The sequence below is a fragment of the uncultured Methanospirillum sp. genome (genome assembly GCF_963668415.2).
In the GTDB taxonomy this organism is placed as follows: domain Archaea; phylum Halobacteriota; class Methanomicrobia; order Methanomicrobiales; family Methanospirillaceae; genus Methanospirillum.
Genome location: NZ_CAXXDL010000001.1, coordinates 3,307,182 through 3,324,666, shown reverse-complemented (window position 1 = coordinate 3,324,666; position 17,485 = coordinate 3,307,182). Strand labels below are relative to the sequence as shown.

The 17,485-nt window shown below is 50.1% G+C and carries 16 protein-coding genes; 14 read left to right on the top strand and 2 right to left on the bottom strand.

The genetic code is table 11. The features are described 5' to 3' along the window. Positions 1 to 230 precede the first annotated feature (230 nt). From ACHZA2_RS15610 to ACHZA2_RS15595, 4 genes are all read left to right on the top strand, one after another. Positions 231 to 1,046, top strand: a complete 816-nt coding sequence (locus ACHZA2_RS15610; RefSeq protein ID WP_319537966.1) for an ATP-binding cassette domain-containing protein — start codon at positions 231 to 233, stop codon at positions 1,044 to 1,046. A 58-nt stretch (positions 1,047 to 1,104) separates the two neighbouring features. Next, on the top strand, positions 1,105 to 2,283 hold the full coding sequence (locus tag ACHZA2_RS15605; protein ID WP_319537967.1) for a proteasome-activating nucleotidase: 1,179 nt from the start codon (positions 1,105 to 1,107) through the stop codon (positions 2,281 to 2,283). 15 nt (positions 2,284 to 2,298) lie between these two features. After that, the gene (locus ACHZA2_RS15600; protein ID WP_319580471.1) at positions 2,299 to 2,784 is read left to right on the top strand and encodes a hypothetical protein; all 486 of its coding nucleotides are present in this window, start codon (positions 2,299 to 2,301) and stop codon (positions 2,782 to 2,784) included. 307 nt (positions 2,785 to 3,091) lie between these two features. After that, positions 3,092 to 4,798, top strand: coding sequence for a histidine kinase N-terminal 7TM domain-containing protein (locus tag ACHZA2_RS15595; RefSeq protein ID WP_319580470.1), 1,707 nt, complete (start codon positions 3,092 to 3,094; stop codon positions 4,796 to 4,798). Positions 4,799 to 5,004: 206 nt separating this feature from the next. Here ACHZA2_RS15595 and ACHZA2_RS15590 read toward each other — a convergent pair whose 3' ends face one another. Continuing rightward, positions 5,005 to 6,243 (bottom strand): proteasome-activating nucleotidase, encoded by a 1,239-nt coding sequence (locus ACHZA2_RS15590; RefSeq protein ID WP_319580469.1) that lies wholly within the window; start codon positions 6,241 to 6,243, stop codon positions 5,005 to 5,007. Positions 6,244 to 6,293: 50 nt separating this feature from the next. On the opposite strand from ACHZA2_RS15590, the gene ACHZA2_RS15585 reads away from it, so the two are divergent. The 9 genes from ACHZA2_RS15585 to ACHZA2_RS15545 all read left to right on the top strand — a co-directional run bounded on the left by ACHZA2_RS15585 (position 6,294) and on the right by ACHZA2_RS15545 (position 15,046). Continuing rightward, positions 6,294 to 6,794: a multiprotein bridging factor aMBF1 gene (locus ACHZA2_RS15585; RefSeq protein WP_319580468.1), complete on the top strand. Its 501-nt coding sequence runs from the start codon at positions 6,294 to 6,296 to the stop codon at positions 6,792 to 6,794. Between the two features lie 352 nt (positions 6,795 to 7,146). Continuing rightward, positions 7,147 to 7,941, top strand: a complete 795-nt coding sequence (locus ACHZA2_RS15580) for a 2-amino-3,7-dideoxy-D-threo-hept-6-ulosonate synthase (RefSeq protein WP_319537971.1) — start codon at positions 7,147 to 7,149, stop codon at positions 7,939 to 7,941. A gap of 1 nt (position 7,942) precedes the next feature. Further along, a complete protein-coding gene (locus tag ACHZA2_RS15575) occupies positions 7,943 to 8,716 on the top strand; it encodes a 2-amino-3,7-dideoxy-D-threo-hept-6-ulosonate synthase (RefSeq protein WP_319580467.1) in 774 nt (257 codons plus the stop codon). After that, positions 8,716 to 9,702 (top strand): 3-dehydroquinate synthase II, encoded by a 987-nt coding sequence (locus ACHZA2_RS15570; RefSeq protein ID WP_319580466.1) that lies wholly within the window; start codon positions 8,716 to 8,718, stop codon positions 9,700 to 9,702. The genes ACHZA2_RS15575 and ACHZA2_RS15570 overlap by 1 nt, the downstream gene beginning before the upstream one ends. Next, positions 9,702 to 10,526 carry a prephenate dehydrogenase/arogenate dehydrogenase family protein gene (locus ACHZA2_RS15565; protein WP_319580465.1) on the top strand — a complete coding sequence of 275 codons (825 nt, stop codon included), beginning with the start codon at positions 9,702 to 9,704 and terminating at the stop codon, positions 10,524 to 10,526. The genes ACHZA2_RS15570 and ACHZA2_RS15565 overlap by 1 nt, the downstream gene beginning before the upstream one ends. Beyond that, entirely contained in the window at positions 10,523 to 11,353 is an 831-nt protein-coding gene (locus tag ACHZA2_RS15560) for a prephenate dehydratase domain-containing protein (RefSeq protein WP_319580464.1), read from the top strand. Before ACHZA2_RS15565 ends, ACHZA2_RS15560 begins: the two co-directional genes overlap by 4 nt. Continuing rightward, on the top strand, positions 11,353 to 12,654 hold the full coding sequence (gene aroA, locus ACHZA2_RS15555; RefSeq protein ID WP_319580463.1) for a 3-phosphoshikimate 1-carboxyvinyltransferase: 1,302 nt from the start codon (positions 11,353 to 11,355) through the stop codon (positions 12,652 to 12,654). The genes ACHZA2_RS15560 and aroA overlap by 1 nt, the downstream gene beginning before the upstream one ends. Beyond that, complete coding sequence (locus ACHZA2_RS15550) at positions 12,630 to 14,045, top strand: shikimate kinase (RefSeq protein WP_319580462.1); 1,416 nt, start codon at positions 12,630 to 12,632, stop codon at positions 14,043 to 14,045. Before aroA ends, ACHZA2_RS15550 begins: the two co-directional genes overlap by 25 nt. After that, positions 14,042 to 15,046: a chorismate synthase gene (locus tag ACHZA2_RS15545; protein WP_319580976.1), complete on the top strand. Its 1,005-nt coding sequence runs from the start codon at positions 14,042 to 14,044 to the stop codon at positions 15,044 to 15,046. Before ACHZA2_RS15550 ends, ACHZA2_RS15545 begins: the two co-directional genes overlap by 4 nt. A gap of 54 nt (positions 15,047 to 15,100) precedes the next feature. Here ACHZA2_RS15545 and ACHZA2_RS15540 read toward each other — a convergent pair whose 3' ends face one another. Next, complete coding sequence (locus tag ACHZA2_RS15540) at positions 15,101 to 16,339, bottom strand: hypothetical protein (RefSeq protein ID WP_319580461.1); 1,239 nt, start codon at positions 16,337 to 16,339, stop codon at positions 15,101 to 15,103. 106 nt (positions 16,340 to 16,445) lie between these two features. Between ACHZA2_RS15540 and ACHZA2_RS15535 the strand changes: the two genes are divergently transcribed. Then, the gene (locus ACHZA2_RS15535) at positions 16,446 to 17,429 is read left to right on the top strand and encodes a hypothetical protein (RefSeq protein ID WP_319580460.1); all 984 of its coding nucleotides are present in this window, start codon (positions 16,446 to 16,448) and stop codon (positions 17,427 to 17,429) included. Positions 17,430 to 17,485: the final 56 nt, after the last annotated feature.

Sequence of the window (17,485 nt, the reverse complement as noted above, 5' to 3'; positions counted from 1 at the left end):
ATTAATATCAGCATTAAAAGCAAAGAAAAATTACAGAATATTCAAGATTTAAACGGAAAATTAAGATTTCTTTCAGAGGTTTTCTCTCATAATTTATCCGGATGAAACAACATTCCAAATTAGAACCATTTTTGCATCAGGTACGATGCGCTGTCGGGCATTGGGTGAGCACTTACAAAATCAAGAGATGGGAGAAGATCCAATAGAATAGTTCAGGTACTGATACACAGATGTCCCAGACCAAACCAACTGAAATCATCATATGTCCCCCCCTGTTTGATTGCAGAAACATCTCAATCTGCAGGGGAAAGAAACGGGTCCTTGACTCGTTCAGTCTCACAATACCCGACGGGGAACATGTGGCGATCCTGGGACCAAATGGATCAGGAAAATCCACACTCATCAAAGTGCTGTTACGGGAACTCTACCCGATGCAGGATGAAAAGCCACATACCTGTAGTATGTTCGGACAGGAACAATGGCACGTCTTTGACCTGAGGACACATTTCGGTGTCGTGTCAAATGACCTCCAGTTCACCTTCACCCAGAGTATCACAGGAAAAGAGGTTCTGCTGTCCGGGTTCTTCAGCAGCGTTGGTCTCTTCAATCATGTTGTCACCAGTGAGATGGAAAAGCGTACAGAAGAGATTGCACATTTTCTTGATATTGATCACTTGATGACCAGGTACATGTCTGATCTCTCATCAGGGGAGGCCCGGCGGCTTTTGATCGGACGGGCACTTGTTCATAAACCCCGGGTTCTCATCCTTGACGAGCCGACAAGCAGCCTTGATCTGCAGGCCCTCCATACATTGCGCAGGTACCTTCGCCAGATTGCCATTAGCGGAATAGGAATCATACTGGTTACTCACCAGATTCATGACATCATCCCGGAAATAAACCGGGTCATCATGATGAAAGACGGAAAGGTCTTCCGTGATGGCAGGAAAGAGGACGTGATGACCAGTGCGGCCATTGGTGATCTCTTCGGGATACCTGTCACAATCAAAGAAGAGAACGGGTATTATTACGCATCAGGTTACTAATCCTCAAAAAATCCCTAAAGAGAACCATTAAACCATATCCTCTCTACTTATGAGTATTATGGATTATCCCGACTCCTCCCTACCACGGGACAATGTGATACGGGATCAGTCCCTGGCCTATCAGATCCGGCTGCAGGAACTCGAAGCCCAGAACCTTGAGCTCTCAATCCGTAGCGAGGAACTCTTCAAAGAGAACGTGGTCCTGAAGCGTGAGAACAGCCAACTCAAACGGATGCCGCTGTTTGTAGCAGTGGTGGTTGATATCTTCCCATCAGGTGAGATTTACCTCCGCCAGATGGGCAATAATCAGGAGTATATCACCACCGTCTCTGAAGAACTCCAGCCAGAGGTCAAACCCGGATGCAAGGTAGCAGTAAATAATGCTCTCTCCATTGTAAAAGTCCTTGAAGAGACATACGATGCCAGGGTCAGGGTAATGGAGCTCGAAGAATCACCAGATGTGACATTCGAACTCGTCGGAGGGTTGAGCACAGAGATTGAAGAGGTACGTGAGGCTGTCGAATACCCCCTCACCAAGCCAGAGGTCTTTGAACGAATCGGTGTTGAACCACCAAAGGGTATCCTGCTATTCGGGCCTCCGGGAACGGGGAAGACACTGGTTGCAAAGGCAGTTGCCCACAACGCAAAGGCCACATTTATCCGGATGTCAGGAAGCGAACTGGTCCACAAGTTCATCGGAGAAGGGGCACAGATGGTTCGTGAACTCTTCACGCTCGCCCGTGATCGTGCACCGTCCATCGTCTTCATCGATGAGATCGATGCAATCGGCACGACCAGGACCAATGACGGGACATCCGGGAGTGCAGAGGTGCAACGGACTCTGATGCAGCTTCTTGCAGAGATGGATGGATTCGACAACAGGGGTGATGTCAGGATCATGGCTGCAACGAATAGGGTCGACATGCTTGATGCAGCCCTGCTCAGACCGGGCCGGTTCGATCGTATCATCCAGGTGCCACTTCCTGATACAAAGGCCAGGCTTGAGATCCTGAAGATCCACACCAGAAGGATGACACTTGACGGTGGTGTTGATCTGAATACTATTGCAACGGAGACCGAGGGATTCACCGGTGCCCAGCTGCAGGCGACCTGTCGTGAAGCAGGTATGTTTGCTGTCCGCAGGGATGCATGGGCAGTCACCGGTGACGATATTCATGAAGCTGTTGTAAAGGTCAGGCGGGAGGAACCCCGCTCAGACTCCCGGATGTACACCTGACCTTTCTTTTTTTGCATGAACCTTCTCCTCATCAGCAAACCCGGAATCCCACTTCTTCGATCCCTCAGGGAATCAGAGACTGCCTGGGATGCAATCAGGTTTTATGGCCCGGTGGGACTATCCATCGGAGTATACATCCCGGTCTCAACCCTTGCCGGTGCCCTCTCACTTGCTTCAGATCTCAGATATTTTCTCAAGAAATACACATCTGATCACCTTTTTCAGATCAAACCCGGAGTGTATTATACTGCAGCCCTGACGCGAAGCAGGTACTTAAGCAGAGATGATGATGTATCAGAAGACTGGCCGTTCAAACTCGTCTATTGGGTAGAGAACCTGGGAAAAGTGATCAGGGTCAGAAAAGAGGAATGGAACATCGAAGAGATGTTATACCAGACTTCAGAACCCGGGGAAGAAGATACAAAGCATGATGATGCAGATATCACATGCGGATACCTGCTTGAGATCTGGTGTACTAAACCTGAGTTCGAGATAGTGTAAGTCGGATTACCCTTTCAGGTCTTTAGGACAAGGTAGAGATCTGGTTGTCAAAAACAGACGCTGAAGATACCTTAATCCAGATAGGACGAAAGAGATTACCAGACCGCACTTTGAGATCTGGAGTACTGGATGCAGGATATTTTACTATCACATGCTCCGGGTTCCGATGCTTAGTGAATTAAGCATGAAACCCGACTTCCGGGATGGAGCCCTTCGAAGTCATGACGCAGGAAGTGTTTCCATATCTGATCTGAACTAACCGTATTATCCAGAGACCACTAAATCGATCAAACAACAGGTTTGGCACATGCTTATCCAGAACTCACCCTTTGTAGTTCCATTAATATTTTCTGCGATAATGTGCGGAGCTCTCGGAGTATACAGTTACAAGAACCTACACATCCCTGGTTCCAGGCCATTTACGCTTCTCATGGCAGGGGTTACCATCTGGCTCATCGGTAGTATCTTTGAGTACTCACTCCTTGACCCGGCTGCCCGTTACATTGCGGTTGTTTGTGAATACCCGGGGATTGTACTCGTACCCGTTGCCTGGCTGCTTTTTATCATCACCTATACCGGTAGGGATGCCTGGATAGAGGGCAGAAGAGCCTGGTTATTATTCATCGTTCCTGCCATTGTTGAGATTTTTGTTCTCACAAACCCTCTACATCAGTTGTATTACACATCCATATCAGTTGATATCATAGACGGTCTTACATACCCCGCATACACGCACGGCCCCTTATTCTGGATTCATACGATCTATTCATACATCCTCATCCTCAGCGGAATAGGAATCCTTGCAGCTGAACTCATCTACGCAAAACCAATTTACCGAAAACAACTGCTGATCATCTTCATCGTATGTCTGATACCCTTCTTCTTCAATGTTCTGTACGTGTCAGGGCTCTGGTCGGTGAAAGGGATCGATTTTACCCCTATCGTGTTCTTTATCACCGCTGTTGGCCTTTTTATCTCATCATATTTTTTTCAGTTTTTGAATCTTACCCCGGTTGCCCACAGCCTGTTATTGAAAAACCTGAAAGACGCTCTGATTGTGGTGGACAACAAAGATATCATCGTTGATGCAAATCCTGCTGCACTCAGGCATCGCAGATCAGGTGATATATCCTACTTGGGAGAAAGTATCACAAAGATATTCCCGTTTACCAAAGAAGTGCTGGAAAAAAACCACGGAGTCTCTGATTCACCAGGTCTTCCTGTTGAGTTACCAGTGAATGGCTCACCACGGTTCTATGAGATGGAATGCATTCCGGTCATCAATAATAGCGGTATCCAGATTGGTAAGCTGGTAACACTTCATGACGTTCATGAACAGACAGTAGCCACACGGATCATTCATAAATCCAACCAGAAACTTCAGCTCTTATCAGGAATAACCAGACACGATATCAAGAATCAACTATCAGTTCTCACCGGATACCTCTCACTGGCAGAAGATATTGATGGAGATGAGTTTAAGGCAGAGTATCTTGGGAAGCTAAAAGAAGCCACGCGAATGATAAACGAACAGATCGAGTTCACCTCTGTCTACCAGAATATCGGGCTTCAAAAACCACAGTGGTACGAGTTACATGCACTCATGGAGCAGGTGAAGACACAAATTCCGGGAGCTTCTGTGAAGTTTGTAAACGAACTGGACGGGGCCCGGATATTTGCCGATCCGATGCTTGAACGTGCCCTCTACAACCTGTTTGATAACACCATGAGGTATGGAAAAACGGCTGCAACAATCAGGTCTTACTATTACCTCGGAGATGATTCCATGAGATGGATAGTTGAAGATGACGGAATCGGTGTCGCACCTGAAGACAAAAACAGGATATTTAATAAGGGGTATGGAAATAATACCGGTCTTGGTCTCTTTCTTGTCAGGGAGATCCTTTCAATCACTGACTGTTCCATTACCGAGAATGGAGTGCCAGGTGGAGGAGCACGGTTTGAAATAAGTGTTCCACATGGACAATACAATCTCTGGCAGTCAGGTAGGTAAACCAGTCATCAGGTCTGAATCTTTTTTCTAATCCATCCTAGCTCTGCGTAGTGTCTTCAACACCCAGCAATCAGAGAACATAAAAGTTTGTGATGAGCAAACGGCCCGCAGATAATAATGGAACACTCAGAAAAAGAGTTCAATTGAGTTTTTTAGAGCACTTCATGAGAAGTCCTCCAAATTGGAGAACAAATGGGTGATGGTATTCAGGCAAACATCACACTGGTTGTCGGCTGGCGGGATTCACGCTCAAAGTCATACCTGAATTTGCTCAGTGCCATCATGAAATCATTCTGGCTAACCTTCGTATGCTCCTGTCTGATGGCAAACATTCCAGCCTCCATGCAGATGGCGTTGAGATCAGCACCGTTCCGCCCTTCTGTAAGGCGTGCAACCTCCATCATGTCAACATCAGAGTCGATGTTCATGGCTCTGGTATGGACCTGAAGGATGGCAAATCTGCCTTCAGTATCAGGAAGCGGAATCTCAATGATCCTGTCAAACCGCCCCGGCCTCAGCAGGGCTGCATCAAGGATGTCAATCCGGTTGGTTGCACCGATGATCTTGACATCTCCCCGCTGCTCAAACCCGTCCATTGCTGCAAGGAGTTGCATCAGTGTCCGCTGGACCTCGCGGTCACCAGAGGTCATAGCCTCGGTGCGTGATGCCCCAATCGCATCTATCTCGTCGATAAACACGATAGAGGGTGCTTTCTCCTTGGCAAGATCGAAGAGTTCACGAACCAGTCGTGCCCCTTCACCAATGTACTTCTGTACTAATTCAGATCCAACTGTATGCAGGAATGCTGCGTGGGTTTCGTGGGCTACTGCTTTTGCAAGCAACGTTTTCCCAGTACCGGGCGGACCGTAGAGTAGTACTCCCTTTGGCGGAGTGATCCCGATGTTGGCAAAGAGTTCAGGGCGAGTCATCGGCAGCTCCACTGCCTCCCTGATCTCGGTTATCTGTTTTTCAAGCCCTCCGATGTCCTCGTATGTCTCCCCCGGCAGTTCTACAACCTCCATCCCGTAGACCTGCGAGTCATAACTGCTTGGCAGTAATTCAACGATCGCCAGGGATTGCTGGTTCAGAGTACATCTGACCCCGGCTTTCATCTGCTCAGTATCCACCGACTGTGAGACCCGGACAAGGAACCGTGGTCCGGCGCTTGACCTGACCACTACGCGTCCAGAATCTATTACATCAGTGATCGTCCCAACAATCAGGGGCGGAGTCTTGAGGTGTTCAACCTCGCTCTTCAGTTTTCTGACCTCACGTTCATACCGGATCTTCTGGGTCTCGATATAACGCTTATCAGATTCCAACTGACGAATCTGCTCCTTCAGCTCCTGGTTCTGCGACTCCATCCCTGCTACACGCTCAACGAGGTACCGGTAAAGCTCCTCGGGCGTTTTCGGGTCGTCTGATTGGCGGCCAGTCTCTGACATCCGTCTGATTAGTTATATAGGGGAAAATGACTATATGATGATTGCGAAATATGCAGTGTGAAATGTGTGGGGCAGATAGTAAAGGCCCTTTGAAGCGGGTTCGGATTGAAGGGGCCGAACTTTCAGTCTGCAGTAACTGTGCCAGATATGGGACAGAAGTGCAGGGTGCTGTAAAATCACCTGCCGCCCCGGCCGGAAGACAAACCGGGTTTACACAGGCTCAGGCTCCCCAGGCACGTCGTTCCCGGGATCTTTTTGATCAACTTGGCGGTGACCTGGTGGAAGATTATGCAGACCGTATAAAGACTGCGAGGTTGAAACTCGGACTTTCCCAAAAGGATCTCGCACTCGCGATGATGGAGAAGGAACTCCTTATCAAAAAGATCGAGAAAGGGGAACTTATCCCTGAAGAGGCTGTACGGAGGAAGATCGAGAAGGAACTCGATATCAAACTGATAGAGGATTCTTCACTAGAATCACTTGATATTCATCAGTCCAGGATGACCACCACGATGGGCGACGTCATCAAGATCAAGAAAGTAAAAAGATAATTCACCTTTTTTTCAAGGGCAATCATGCGTGGATTTGAAAATACTCCAGTAATCGCTTTAATTTATTCGTGCCATGCTATGACATGGCATTATGTGAGAAATATTTTTATATTCTTCGCAGCGACCTTCTGGTAATGAAGAGCGATCGGATCTCTGCAGGGCCTCAGGAAGCCTGTTTGAGCGGAGTATCCGACTGCCTTTCTACGATGTCATCCGGACTGTCAGAGAGTTTCTGCGCTCTCCTGTCAGCAGGTGTCTGGCATCATTCTTTTTGGCCGTTTAGCGGTTTTCGCTATTTTACGTATTTTTGGTACTAGGCACGATCGCCTGTACCATATCATGGTGATCGATTATGAGAGGTAAAGATATCAGACTGGAACGTATCATGAACCGCAACACGAGAAAGACGATTATTGTCCCAATGGATCATGGGGTATCCCTGGGTCCCATCGAAGGGCTGATCGAGTTCCCGGATGCGGTCAACGCGGTGGCAGAAGGTGGAGCGAATGCAGTACTCGGACATATCGGCCTGTCCCTCTATGGACACAGGCAGCGTGGGCATGACGTAGGTCTTATCCTGCACCTGTCAGCCTCGACAGCCATCGGACCTGACCCTAACGAGAAGGTCCTCGTAAACTCGGTGACCAACGCGATCAAGATGGGTGCCGATGCTGTTTCTATTCACGTAAACATCGGAGCAGACTCTGAATCGCAGATGCTTGCCGACCTTGGACGTGTCTCGATCGAGTGCATGGAGTGGGGAATGCCACTCCTCGCAATGATGTACCCGAGGGGCAAGAACATCAAGGATGAGCATGCAGTTGAGCATGTCAGACTTGCAGCCAGGGTTGCCGCCGAGCTCGGTGTTGATATCGTCAAGACCAACTACACCGGAGATCCGGACACGTTCCGCGAGGTGACACGTGGATGTCCGGTTCCGGTCGTGGTTGCAGGAGGATCCAAGACCGACGATATCATCACGCTCGAACTTATTGAGGGTGCAATGGAAGGAGGAGCAGCAGGGATATCAATCGGCAGAAATGCATTCCAGCATGCTGATCCTGCCCAGTTCGTACGAGCCTGCGCCCTTATTGTACATGAAGGAAAGAGTGCACATGAAGCACTTGAGATCCTGAAGGGTGTGTAACATGATCGGCAAGCAGATCCGGATGGAACGGATCATGGACAGGAACACAGGAAAATCCGTCATCATCCCGATGGATCACGGGATGACACTTGGCCAGATCGACGGGCTTCTGCAGATGAGCGAGACCATTGCAGCCGTTTCTGATGGTGGGGCTAACGCCATCATCCTGCACAAAGGTCTGGTCAAGGCAGGACACCGCCGTCATGGGCGGGATATCGGGCTCATCATCCACCTGTCAACCGGAACAAGTATGAACCCTGATCCAAACGACAAGGTCCTCACCTGCACGGTCGAAGAGGCCATCTCTCTTGGAGCCGATGCAGTCTCGATCCATATCAATCTCGGAGCACAGCAGGAGTCCAAGATGATCGAGGATGCAGGGATGGTTGTCCGCGACTGTAACAGGTGGGGTGTTCCGCTCCTTGCGATGGTGTACCCACGTGGAAACGGCATCAATCCGACAGATCCCAGGCACGTAGGGCATGCGGTAAGGGTTGCCGAAGAACTTGGGGCAGATATGGTCAAAACAAACTACACTGGTGATGTTGAAAGCTTCAGAAAGATCGTTGAGGCAAGCTCAATACCGGTTTTTATCGCAGGCGGAGAGAAGGCAGGTGACATTGAGACTCTGAAGATCATCAGCGGTGCCACCCATATCGCAAATTGTGCGGGAGTATGTATGGGCAGGAACGCCTTCCAGCGTGATGATACCGCAGTGTTTGTTAGCAAGGTCTGCAAGGTTGTTCACGGGAAAGCAAAGCCGGAGGAACTCTGATGAAACAGGTCATCGTCGATGTCAGACCATGGAACAAAGAGCTTGCAATCACAGCCCTTGAGTCTGGTGCAGACGGGATCATGACAGATTCAGCGGCACAGGTCAGAGAACTCGGACGAATAACTACAATCGCACCTGACGGAGACCTGATTCCGGGAAAGGATATCACAGAGATCACAATCAGGAGCACCGAGGATCAGGATCAGGCAATGGAGACCGCAAAGCGGATGCCGGTGATCGTCCACACGCCAGACTGGACCGTCATTCCTCTCGAAAACCTGGTTGCAGTAGCGGACTCGGTTATCGCGGTTGTGAAAAATGTGCATGAAGCAGAACTGGCACTTGGCATTCTGGAAAAAGGGGTTGCCGGTGTTCTGCTTCAGACTGAAGACCCGGCAGTAATTCGCGATGTAACCAAAGTTGTTCAGGGACACGGATGCACGCAGGACCTGCTTCCCCTGACGATTACCGCAATAACACCTGCCGGGATGGGAGACCGGGTCTGTGTTGATACATGCTCTCTGATGACCGACGGTGAAGGGATGCTTGTCGGAAATACATCATCAGGCTTCTTCCTGGTCCATGCAGAGACGCTGGAAAACCCGTACGTGGCTCCCCGTCCGTTCAGGGTGAATGCAGGAGCAGTGCACGCGTACCTGAAGCTTGCTGACGGGAGAACTGCCTATCTTGCAGATCTCAAGGCAGGAGATCGGGTCATGGTGAACGGAGCAAAAGGCTCCTGCCGAGAGGCTACCGTCGGAAGAGTGAAGATAGAACAGCGTCCGCTCCTCCTCATAGAGGCAGAACACAAAGGAGCAGAGGTTACCATCATCCTTCAGAATGCAGAGACCATACGGCTTGCAAAACCTGACGGTTCTGCGATTTCTGTTGCAGCACTCAATCCAGGTGATGTCGTACTCGGTGCCCTCGATACGGCGGGAAGGCACTTTGGGATGGCTGTCAACGAGACGATCCTGGAGAAGTGATGAAGGTCGGGATCATCGGCGGAACCGGACAGATGGGGGCGTTCTTTGCCCGTGTATTCACCCGGGCCGGTCACGATGTCAGGGTTAGTGGACGGACAACACCAGTCACAAACAAGGACCTCGCGGCTGGATCCGATCTTCTGATTGTTTCAGTACCGATCCATTCCACTATTCAGGTGATCAGGGAGATCGCCCCCCTCCTAAAGGAGGGGCAGATTGTCAGCGATCTGACATCACTCAAGTCCGGCCCGGTTAGTGCGATGATGGAAAGTGATGCCGATGTCATCGGGATGCATCCGATGTTCGGTCCGACTGCAGACTCACTTCAGGGGCAGACGATCGTCATCACTCCAGGGCGATGTAAAGATGAGCAGGTCAGGATGCTCTCAGATCTTTTTTCGAGTCAGGGGGCACGGGTGACTGTTACCACGCCAGAACACCATGACAGGATGATGGCCGTGATTCAGGGTCTGACCCATTTCAAGGCACTCGTGATGGCAGAGACGATGCGACGACTCGGTATTACGCCCGAAGAGACCGAACTTTTCATGAGCCCGATCTACCGGATCGAAACTTCTGTTGCAGGAAGGATCCTGGCACAGGACCCGATGCTGTACGCAGACATTTTGAGCCAGAATCCCGAGGTTGCCAATGTACTTGACACCTGTTGTGAGGCAGCCGGAAACCTGAAGCAGGTCATCGAGTCAGAGGATACTGATGCGTTTGCTAATCTTTTCCTTACCGATCGTAGATGGTTTGGGGAGTACTGCAGCCGCTCTCTTGATATGACAGACCGTCTCATCGCAGCAATGGTGAAGGAATGAAAGTCATCACTCTCGGACCTGAAGGAACATTTTCACATGAGATGGCCACCCTTATCGGAGCTGATGAGATTGTGCTCGTCCCTACCATCGGCAGGGTTTTTGCAGAAGTGGTCAGGACCGGAACACCAGGACTGGTTCCGCTTGAGAACAGCGAGGCAGGCGGAGTCACCTCGACACTCGACTGTCTGATGCAGTTCCCGGTTATGATCACGCTCGAGTCTTACCTCCCGATTCATCACTGCCTGGCAGGGACGAAAGGGCAGATCTCCAGGATATACGCCCATCCTCAGAGCCACGAGCAATGCAGCAGGGTGATCGAAGATCTGAACGTTCCGGTGATTCACACCGAGAGCAACGCAGCCAGTGCCATTGCCCAGAAAGATGATCTTGGATCTGCTGCGATCATTTCAGAACGGCTGGCAGCCCGGCACAAGATACCACTCATCAGAACCAATATCGAGAACAATGCCTGCAACATCACCAGGTTTGTGCAGATACTTCCGGGAGATTCAGAGTCCTCACGGGCACAACATACCAGATCTGAAAATACAGGTGGAAGTCCGGAGAAATGTAGTATGATCATCGATCCTGATGAGAACAGGGCAGGGCTCCTCTATGATCTACTCACACCGTTCAAACGGGATGGGGTGAACCTCACCCGAATCGAATCACGACCATCCAAACGGAGTATGGGGACCTATGTCTTCTTTCTTGACATCCAGTGTGATGGCAGGTGGTGTGAAGCGGCAGCAGAGTTGCAACAGCTTGCCCCGGTAAAGCTCCTCGGTTGTTACCGCAGGTGGCATCAGACATCGGAAGGTGTGTAATGGATATGCACATCGGGAGGTGCGGCCCGGTTCATGCCAGGGTCAGGGCACCCCCATCAAAGAGTTTCACACACCGTGCTCTGATCATCGCCGCACTAGCAGAGGGGGTATCCTTAATTAAGGGGCAGCTTGACGCAGACGACACCAGAATTACTGCACGTGCACTTGCAGCGCTCGGAGTCAGGATTGTGTGGGAGCATGGTTTGATCACAGTATACGGAACCGGAGGAATGCTCCAAGCACCGGGTTCAGCGATAGATATTGGTGATTCAGGGACAAGTATGCGACTGCTTACCGCTGTATGCCTGCTCGCAGACGGTCCCGTCACTATGACAGGAAGTGCACGAATGCAGGAGAGACCGATCGGTCCGCTGGTTGATGCACTCAACAACGCCGGGGCATCCATCTCGTACCTGCAAACCCAGGGATGTCCCCCACTAATCATAGACGGTACGCTTGAAGGAGGAGATATCCAGGCAGATGGAAGCATCTCAAGCCAGTTCATCTCATCGCTGCTGATAGCATCGCCATATGCAGAAAAGGATGCCACAATCTCCCTTGTCGGCCCGGTTGTCTCGGAACCATACATCAGGATCACCACAGGCATGATGTCTCTCTTCGGGGTAACACCAGATCTGATAGGTCATAGCCCTCTGTCCTGGAAGATCCATGCGGGTATGGGATACAAACCGGTATCATATACAGTCGAAGGTGACTACTCTTCCTCATCATACTGGTTCGCACTCGCGGCAGTAACAAGAGGCAGCGTCACAGTTGAAGGGCTTACACAGGAGTCAGACCAGGGAGACAGGCGTCTTCTTGATATCCTCAAGCAGATGGGATGTACGATCACCTGGAATCATGACGGTGAAACCGGAGATACTATGGTCATGGTCTCATGTAACGGACCACTCTCCGGTGTTGATGTCGATATGGCAGACTGTCCGGACGTTGTTCAGACTCTTGCTGTCGTCGCAGCTGTTGCAGAGACACCAACCCGGATCACCGGCATCCATCATCTCAGGGCAAAAGAGAGCGATCGGATCGCAGCAATTGTTAAGGGTCTGAAGGAGCTTGGTATCAGGTGTGAGGCAGACGATGATGAGATCGTCATCTCGCCCGGGAAACTCACTGGCGGGATAATTCATCCCGAACGTGACCACAGGACCGCGATGAGTTTTGCCATACTTGGAACGGCAATAGGTAATGTCACCATCCTTGATGCCGGATGCGTAACAAAATCATATCCTGATTTCTGGGAGGAGTTCAGATCAGTATGGAAGACCGCAGGATCGTGCTGATAGGGTATCGTGGAACGGGAAAGAGCAGCATCGGACGCAACATTGCTGCAACACTCAAGTTTGACCATATCGATATCGATACCCTGATCGAGGAGACAGAAGGCAGAACCATCCCTGAGATCTTCGCAACCAATGGCGACAATGGTGGTGAAGAAGAATTTCGTGCGATTGAATCCCGAATCATAGACAGGCTTACTGATACACCTGTCGTGATCAGTACTGGCGGCGGTGCAGTTCTCAGGCAGGAGAATATCAGGGCTCTCAGGAGAAAGAGTCAGGTCATCCTTCTCACAAGCAGCGAGGAGATGATCGCAAAAAGGATTGCTGGAACCTCCCGCCCTTCTCTCACAGGACTCTCCATTGAAGAGGAGATCCATACAACCCTTGAAGAGCGGCAGCCATTCTACCGGGCAGCGGCAGATATTGTCTACGACTCGACCGGGAAAACACCAAAACAGGCTGCCTCTGAGATCCTGCAGATAATAAGGCCGGGTAAGCATTTTTCAGATGAGATCAATGCACGCCATAAACTCGTAAACTGGGTGCTCACCACTCCGATCCCAGCTGTAGCACATAAACCTCTCTTAGCCACCGTATCTGATCCTACGATCAGGCTGTATGGAATCCTGGGAAATCCCTGTATGCACAGTCTCTCTCCTCCCATCTGGAACAGGCTCTTTCAGGAGCTGAATATTCCTGCACGGTACACCTGGTTCGAATGCCCGGACCCGGCACGATTGATCCTTGCAGCAGAAAGAGCAGGAGTCAGAGGGTTGAGTGTTACTATTCCCCATAAAGAAACGGTAATTCCGTTGCTGGATGAGATAAAGCACGATGCAACAGTCATTGGAAAGGTAAATACAATCCTCCTGCTTGGAGGGAAGCGGTATGGGTATAACACGGACTGGAAAGGCATTTATCGTCCGCTCGAAGGTGTGGATGGTGATGTTGCTGTCATTCTCGGGGCAGGAGGCGCTGCAGCCTCGGCCGTGTATGCAGCCTCAATGAGAGGATTTACTCCAGTCATCCTCAATCGAACAGTCGAACGAGCGCTTGAGATGGGAAAACACTTTGGTGTTGAGACCGGGGCAATCAGCGACTTTGTGAAATATCACCCGGATCTAGTTATCAACGCTACATCGGTAGGAATGAAGTCACACAGATCTGCATCGAATATGACACCCGTCCCTGTGTCATCGCTTACACCTGACATGTATGTGTTTGACCTGGTTTACACCCCTGCTGAGACACCTCTTCTGCGGGGAGCACTTGAGAAAGGATGCAGCATCATCCCGGGAACTGAAATGTTTATTCACCAGTTGATTGAGCAGTTTAAAGTGCTGACAGGGATCGATGTCCCGGCAGACACCGTGCGGAGATGGTTACTCTGAACACATTTGGCAGATCATTCAGGGTGACGACGTTCGGAGAGAGCCATGGCGCCGCCATCGGGGCAATCGTTGACGGATGCCCACCAGGAGTGGAGATCTCTACTGCAGATATCCAGTTATTTCTTGACCGGAGAAAACCCGGTACCTCTGACCTTGTTACACCCCGCCGTGAATCAGATCTCGTTGAGATCCTCTCCGGCGTCTTTGAAGGAAAGACCCTCGGCACTCCGATCGGGCTTCTGATAAGAAATGAGTCGGCCAAGTCGTCTGATTATGACGAGCTCCGCGAAGTTTTCAGACCAGGTCATGCAGACAGGACGTTCTTTGAGAAGTACGGAATAAGGGATCACCGCGGAGGCGGACGATCCTCAGGGCGGGAGACGGCCGGACGGGTCGCAGCCGGGGCGATAGCTGCAATCTGCCTGAAGAAGAGGAAGATCTCAATTGCTGGAAGGATCGTCGAAATTCATGGCGAGTCAGATCCTGCACTCTTTGAGAAGGAGATCAAAGAGGCCAGGGATAAGGGAGACTCAGTAGGAGGAATCGTAAGCCTTACCATCTCTGGCTGCCAGTCCGGGCTGGGAGATCCGGTCTTCGGAAAACTCGATGCTCTCCTTGCCGGAGCACTCATGGGTATCGGCGGTGTGAAAGGGATCGAGATTGGATCAGGATTTGCAGCATCCGGGATGCTGGGATCTGAGCACAATGACCCGATGACACCAGAAGAATACCTTTCCAACAATGCAGGCGGGATCCTGGGCGGGATCTCAAGTGGGCAGGATATCACAATTCGGCTTGCAGTAAAACCTACGGCATCCATCTGTAAGCCACAGAACACGATTGACAAGACAGGAAATCAAAGGTCTATCACTGTCGGAGGCAGACATGATCCCTGCATAGCAATCAGGATCGTTCCGGTTGCAGAAACTATGGCCGCCCTCGTTATCCTTGACACACTGCTCGAACAGGAGAAGTATGCAGCCTGGAAAGAGCAGGAATAACCCTGATCCGTTGAGGATCTCTGACACTTCATTTTCTGCAGAATTACGAGGTTATTAAACCAACCAGGATAGCAGGTTCAATCCTATCAGGAATGATACACCTGCACCGATTGCCATGATCATGTACCACCATACCGATCCCCGATCATCAGGTTGCAGGCGGCGATCGATCCAAATAAGAATCAGAACTATGAGGCTGAAAAGGAGGAGCCGTACTGACACAAAACTACGAGTGAGTTCCATCGACCAGAAGAACTGGGAGACAAATGCAGAGGAGACCAGAACCAGAACTGTTGCAAGGTACACCTTTCTGGTCATCACAAACCCGGGAATAGATCGGGGAAGGGTAACCTGTAGCACCCTCGATCTGCCATACACACCCCCAAGCATACTACAGAACAGGGCAACAAAACAGACGACAACAAAGATACCATTGCCAAAGAAACCCAGATTGGTGACCATCAGCACGATTTCAAGTGTCAGATCAGATTCAGGTGCTCCAAGTCCGTGTTCATACAGGAACACGTACCCAACAGAGAGGTACAGGATGCAGAGCAGAAAGAGCGAAGCCATGCCAAGTGCAGCATCAAGTTTGATCTGCCCGAGAAACTCTCTCCTGTTACCAGGTACCGACGATCCCTTGAGATGGTTGACAAGCCAGACAGAGTAGAAGAGGAGTGAGAACCCTGAGCCCACACTACTCATAATGATCGAGGACTCGTACACACTCATAAAGGTGCTCAGATCGAGGAGTTTCAGAAAGATCACATCATGCCCCGAGAGTGGCATGGCAAAGAGCATTGCACAAAGGCCAACCATGATGATACCGATGGCACCCATCAGGAACTTTCTGAAGAACCAGTACGAGTTGACTGATACAAGAAGAAAAATAGTTCCAAAAATCACAAACACGAAGGCAATCGGCGGAATACTCACATGAACCAGTTCGGTCAGAAGCCTGGCCATCGCAAGCGACGAGAAACCAAGCATAAAAATCTCCAGATAATAGACACCATTGAGCAGCCAGACTGCCCAGTTTTTTGGCCCGGGAGTCTCGGCAATCCCTACAAAGATATCCTTTCCAGTTGCGAGTGTATATCTGCCAAGCCCGGTGATCAGGGCATATTTGAAGAACAGAGTTATTGCGATTATTCCGAGAAATGTATAACCTTCATCTGCCCCAAAGGTAATGAGTGAGAGCAGTCCGAGCCATCCGCTCGATGAGAGGGCAATAAGGATCCCAGGACCCGGAAGTGGGTATCGCACCGCACAACCTGACTGGGAATTATCCATAACCGATATATGATCAAGACTGATATGAAGACCGTGTTTCAGACTGCAGGGGAACAAACAATTTTCAGGGTCTAAACCAGGTGAGATAATCCCCAGGTAACCTACAATGAGCAGAACAAATCCGAAACGGGTCCACATGTTGGTTGTTTTTGTAGGATTAGCGGTGATTGTCATACTCCTAATAATTCAGAGTTCAGGTCAGGAAACTGGAGAAGACAAGGATGGGCCGGTTTTTCCCAGGTTGTATCATGACCAGGTCATCTTTGAGAGCAGGACAACGATGAATAATGCAGATGTGCTACTTATCAACACCTCTTCAGGAGAACAGTGGGATCTCTCTGACCATGAGGCCAATCAGTACAGACCAGATATTGACAAAGACCGTGCTGTCTGGCAGGACAAGCGTTTTGGGTACTGGAATATTTATCTGAAAAATCTTACTACAGGAAGTCTCACACAGATCACTAACCTTTCTGATCGGGAGACCACACCCCACATATCTGGTGACAGGATTGTATACATTACTGAGAGGAACGGGTCTCAGGATACTGCAATATTCAACATATCTACAGGAAAAGAACAGATGATCTGCATAGCGCCTGATGTTCAGTGGCAACCTGATATCGACGGAGACTGGGTAGTCTGGGAAGATTGGAGACGAGGTCCCAAATCTGAAGGGGACATCTATGCGTATAACATCCCTGAAAACCAGGAGATTGAGATCACAAACTCAACATCGTCCGACTGGTTTCCATCAGTATCAGATGGATGGGCGGTCTGGCAGTCAAACAGACGAGGAAACTTTGACATCATTGCAGAGAACCTGACAACCAAAAAGCAGGTTCAGATCACAACCGATCCTGCACGACAGTGGCTCCCTGCAATCTCCGGTGATATCATCGTCTGGACAGACGAGCGTAACAGGCAATGGGACATCTACGGGTATAATCTGTCATCAGGCTCTGAGTTCAGGATCACAACTGATACCGGTAATGATGCATGGCCCACAGTATCTGACAAAAAAGTTGCATACATCAGTTATCCGGAAAATGGCAGATCGAAGCTGGTGACAACAGAGATCTCCGGGTAACTATCACACGCCCATCATTGTTCAGACAATATTTTATATTGCGAACTATTGCAGTG

Excerpts from the sequence above, each read along its gene's own strand:
- ACHZA2_RS15540 (WP_319580461.1), bottom strand. The coding sequence starts at position 16,339 with ATGGATAATTCCCAGTCAGGTTGTGCGGTGCGATACCCACTTCCGGGT.
- ACHZA2_RS15605 (WP_319537967.1), top strand. The coding sequence starts at position 1,105 with ATGGATTATCCCGACTCCTCCCTACCACGGGACAATGTGATACGGGAT.
- ACHZA2_RS15575 (WP_319580467.1), top strand. The coding sequence starts at position 7,943 with ATGATCGGCAAGCAGATCCGGATGGAACGGATCATGGACAGGAACACA.
- ACHZA2_RS15570 (WP_319580466.1), top strand. The coding sequence starts at position 8,716 with ATGAAACAGGTCATCGTCGATGTCAGACCATGGAACAAAGAGCTTGCA.
- ACHZA2_RS15595 (WP_319580470.1), top strand. The coding sequence starts at position 3,092 with ATGCTTATCCAGAACTCACCCTTTGTAGTTCCATTAATATTTTCTGCG.
- ACHZA2_RS15600 (WP_319580471.1), top strand. The coding sequence starts at position 2,299 with ATGAACCTTCTCCTCATCAGCAAACCCGGAATCCCACTTCTTCGATCC.
- ACHZA2_RS15580 (WP_319537971.1), top strand. The coding sequence starts at position 7,147 with ATGAGAGGTAAAGATATCAGACTGGAACGTATCATGAACCGCAACACG.
- ACHZA2_RS15535 (WP_319580460.1), top strand. The coding sequence starts at position 16,446 with ATGAGCAGAACAAATCCGAAACGGGTCCACATGTTGGTTGTTTTTGTA.
- ACHZA2_RS15550 (WP_319580462.1), top strand. The coding sequence starts at position 12,630 with ATGGAAGACCGCAGGATCGTGCTGATAGGGTATCGTGGAACGGGAAAG.
- ACHZA2_RS15565 (WP_319580465.1), top strand. The coding sequence starts at position 9,702 with ATGAAGGTCGGGATCATCGGCGGAACCGGACAGATGGGGGCGTTCTTT.
- ACHZA2_RS15590 (WP_319580469.1), bottom strand. The coding sequence starts at position 6,243 with ATGTCAGAGACTGGCCGCCAATCAGACGACCCGAAAACGCCCGAGGAG.
- ACHZA2_RS15610 (WP_319537966.1), top strand. The coding sequence starts at position 231 with ATGTCCCAGACCAAACCAACTGAAATCATCATATGTCCCCCCCTGTTT.
- aroA (WP_319580463.1), top strand. The coding sequence starts at position 11,353 with ATGGATATGCACATCGGGAGGTGCGGCCCGGTTCATGCCAGGGTCAGG.
- ACHZA2_RS15560 (WP_319580464.1), top strand. The coding sequence starts at position 10,523 with ATGAAAGTCATCACTCTCGGACCTGAAGGAACATTTTCACATGAGATG.
- ACHZA2_RS15585 (WP_319580468.1), top strand. The coding sequence starts at position 6,294 with ATGCAGTGTGAAATGTGTGGGGCAGATAGTAAAGGCCCTTTGAAGCGG.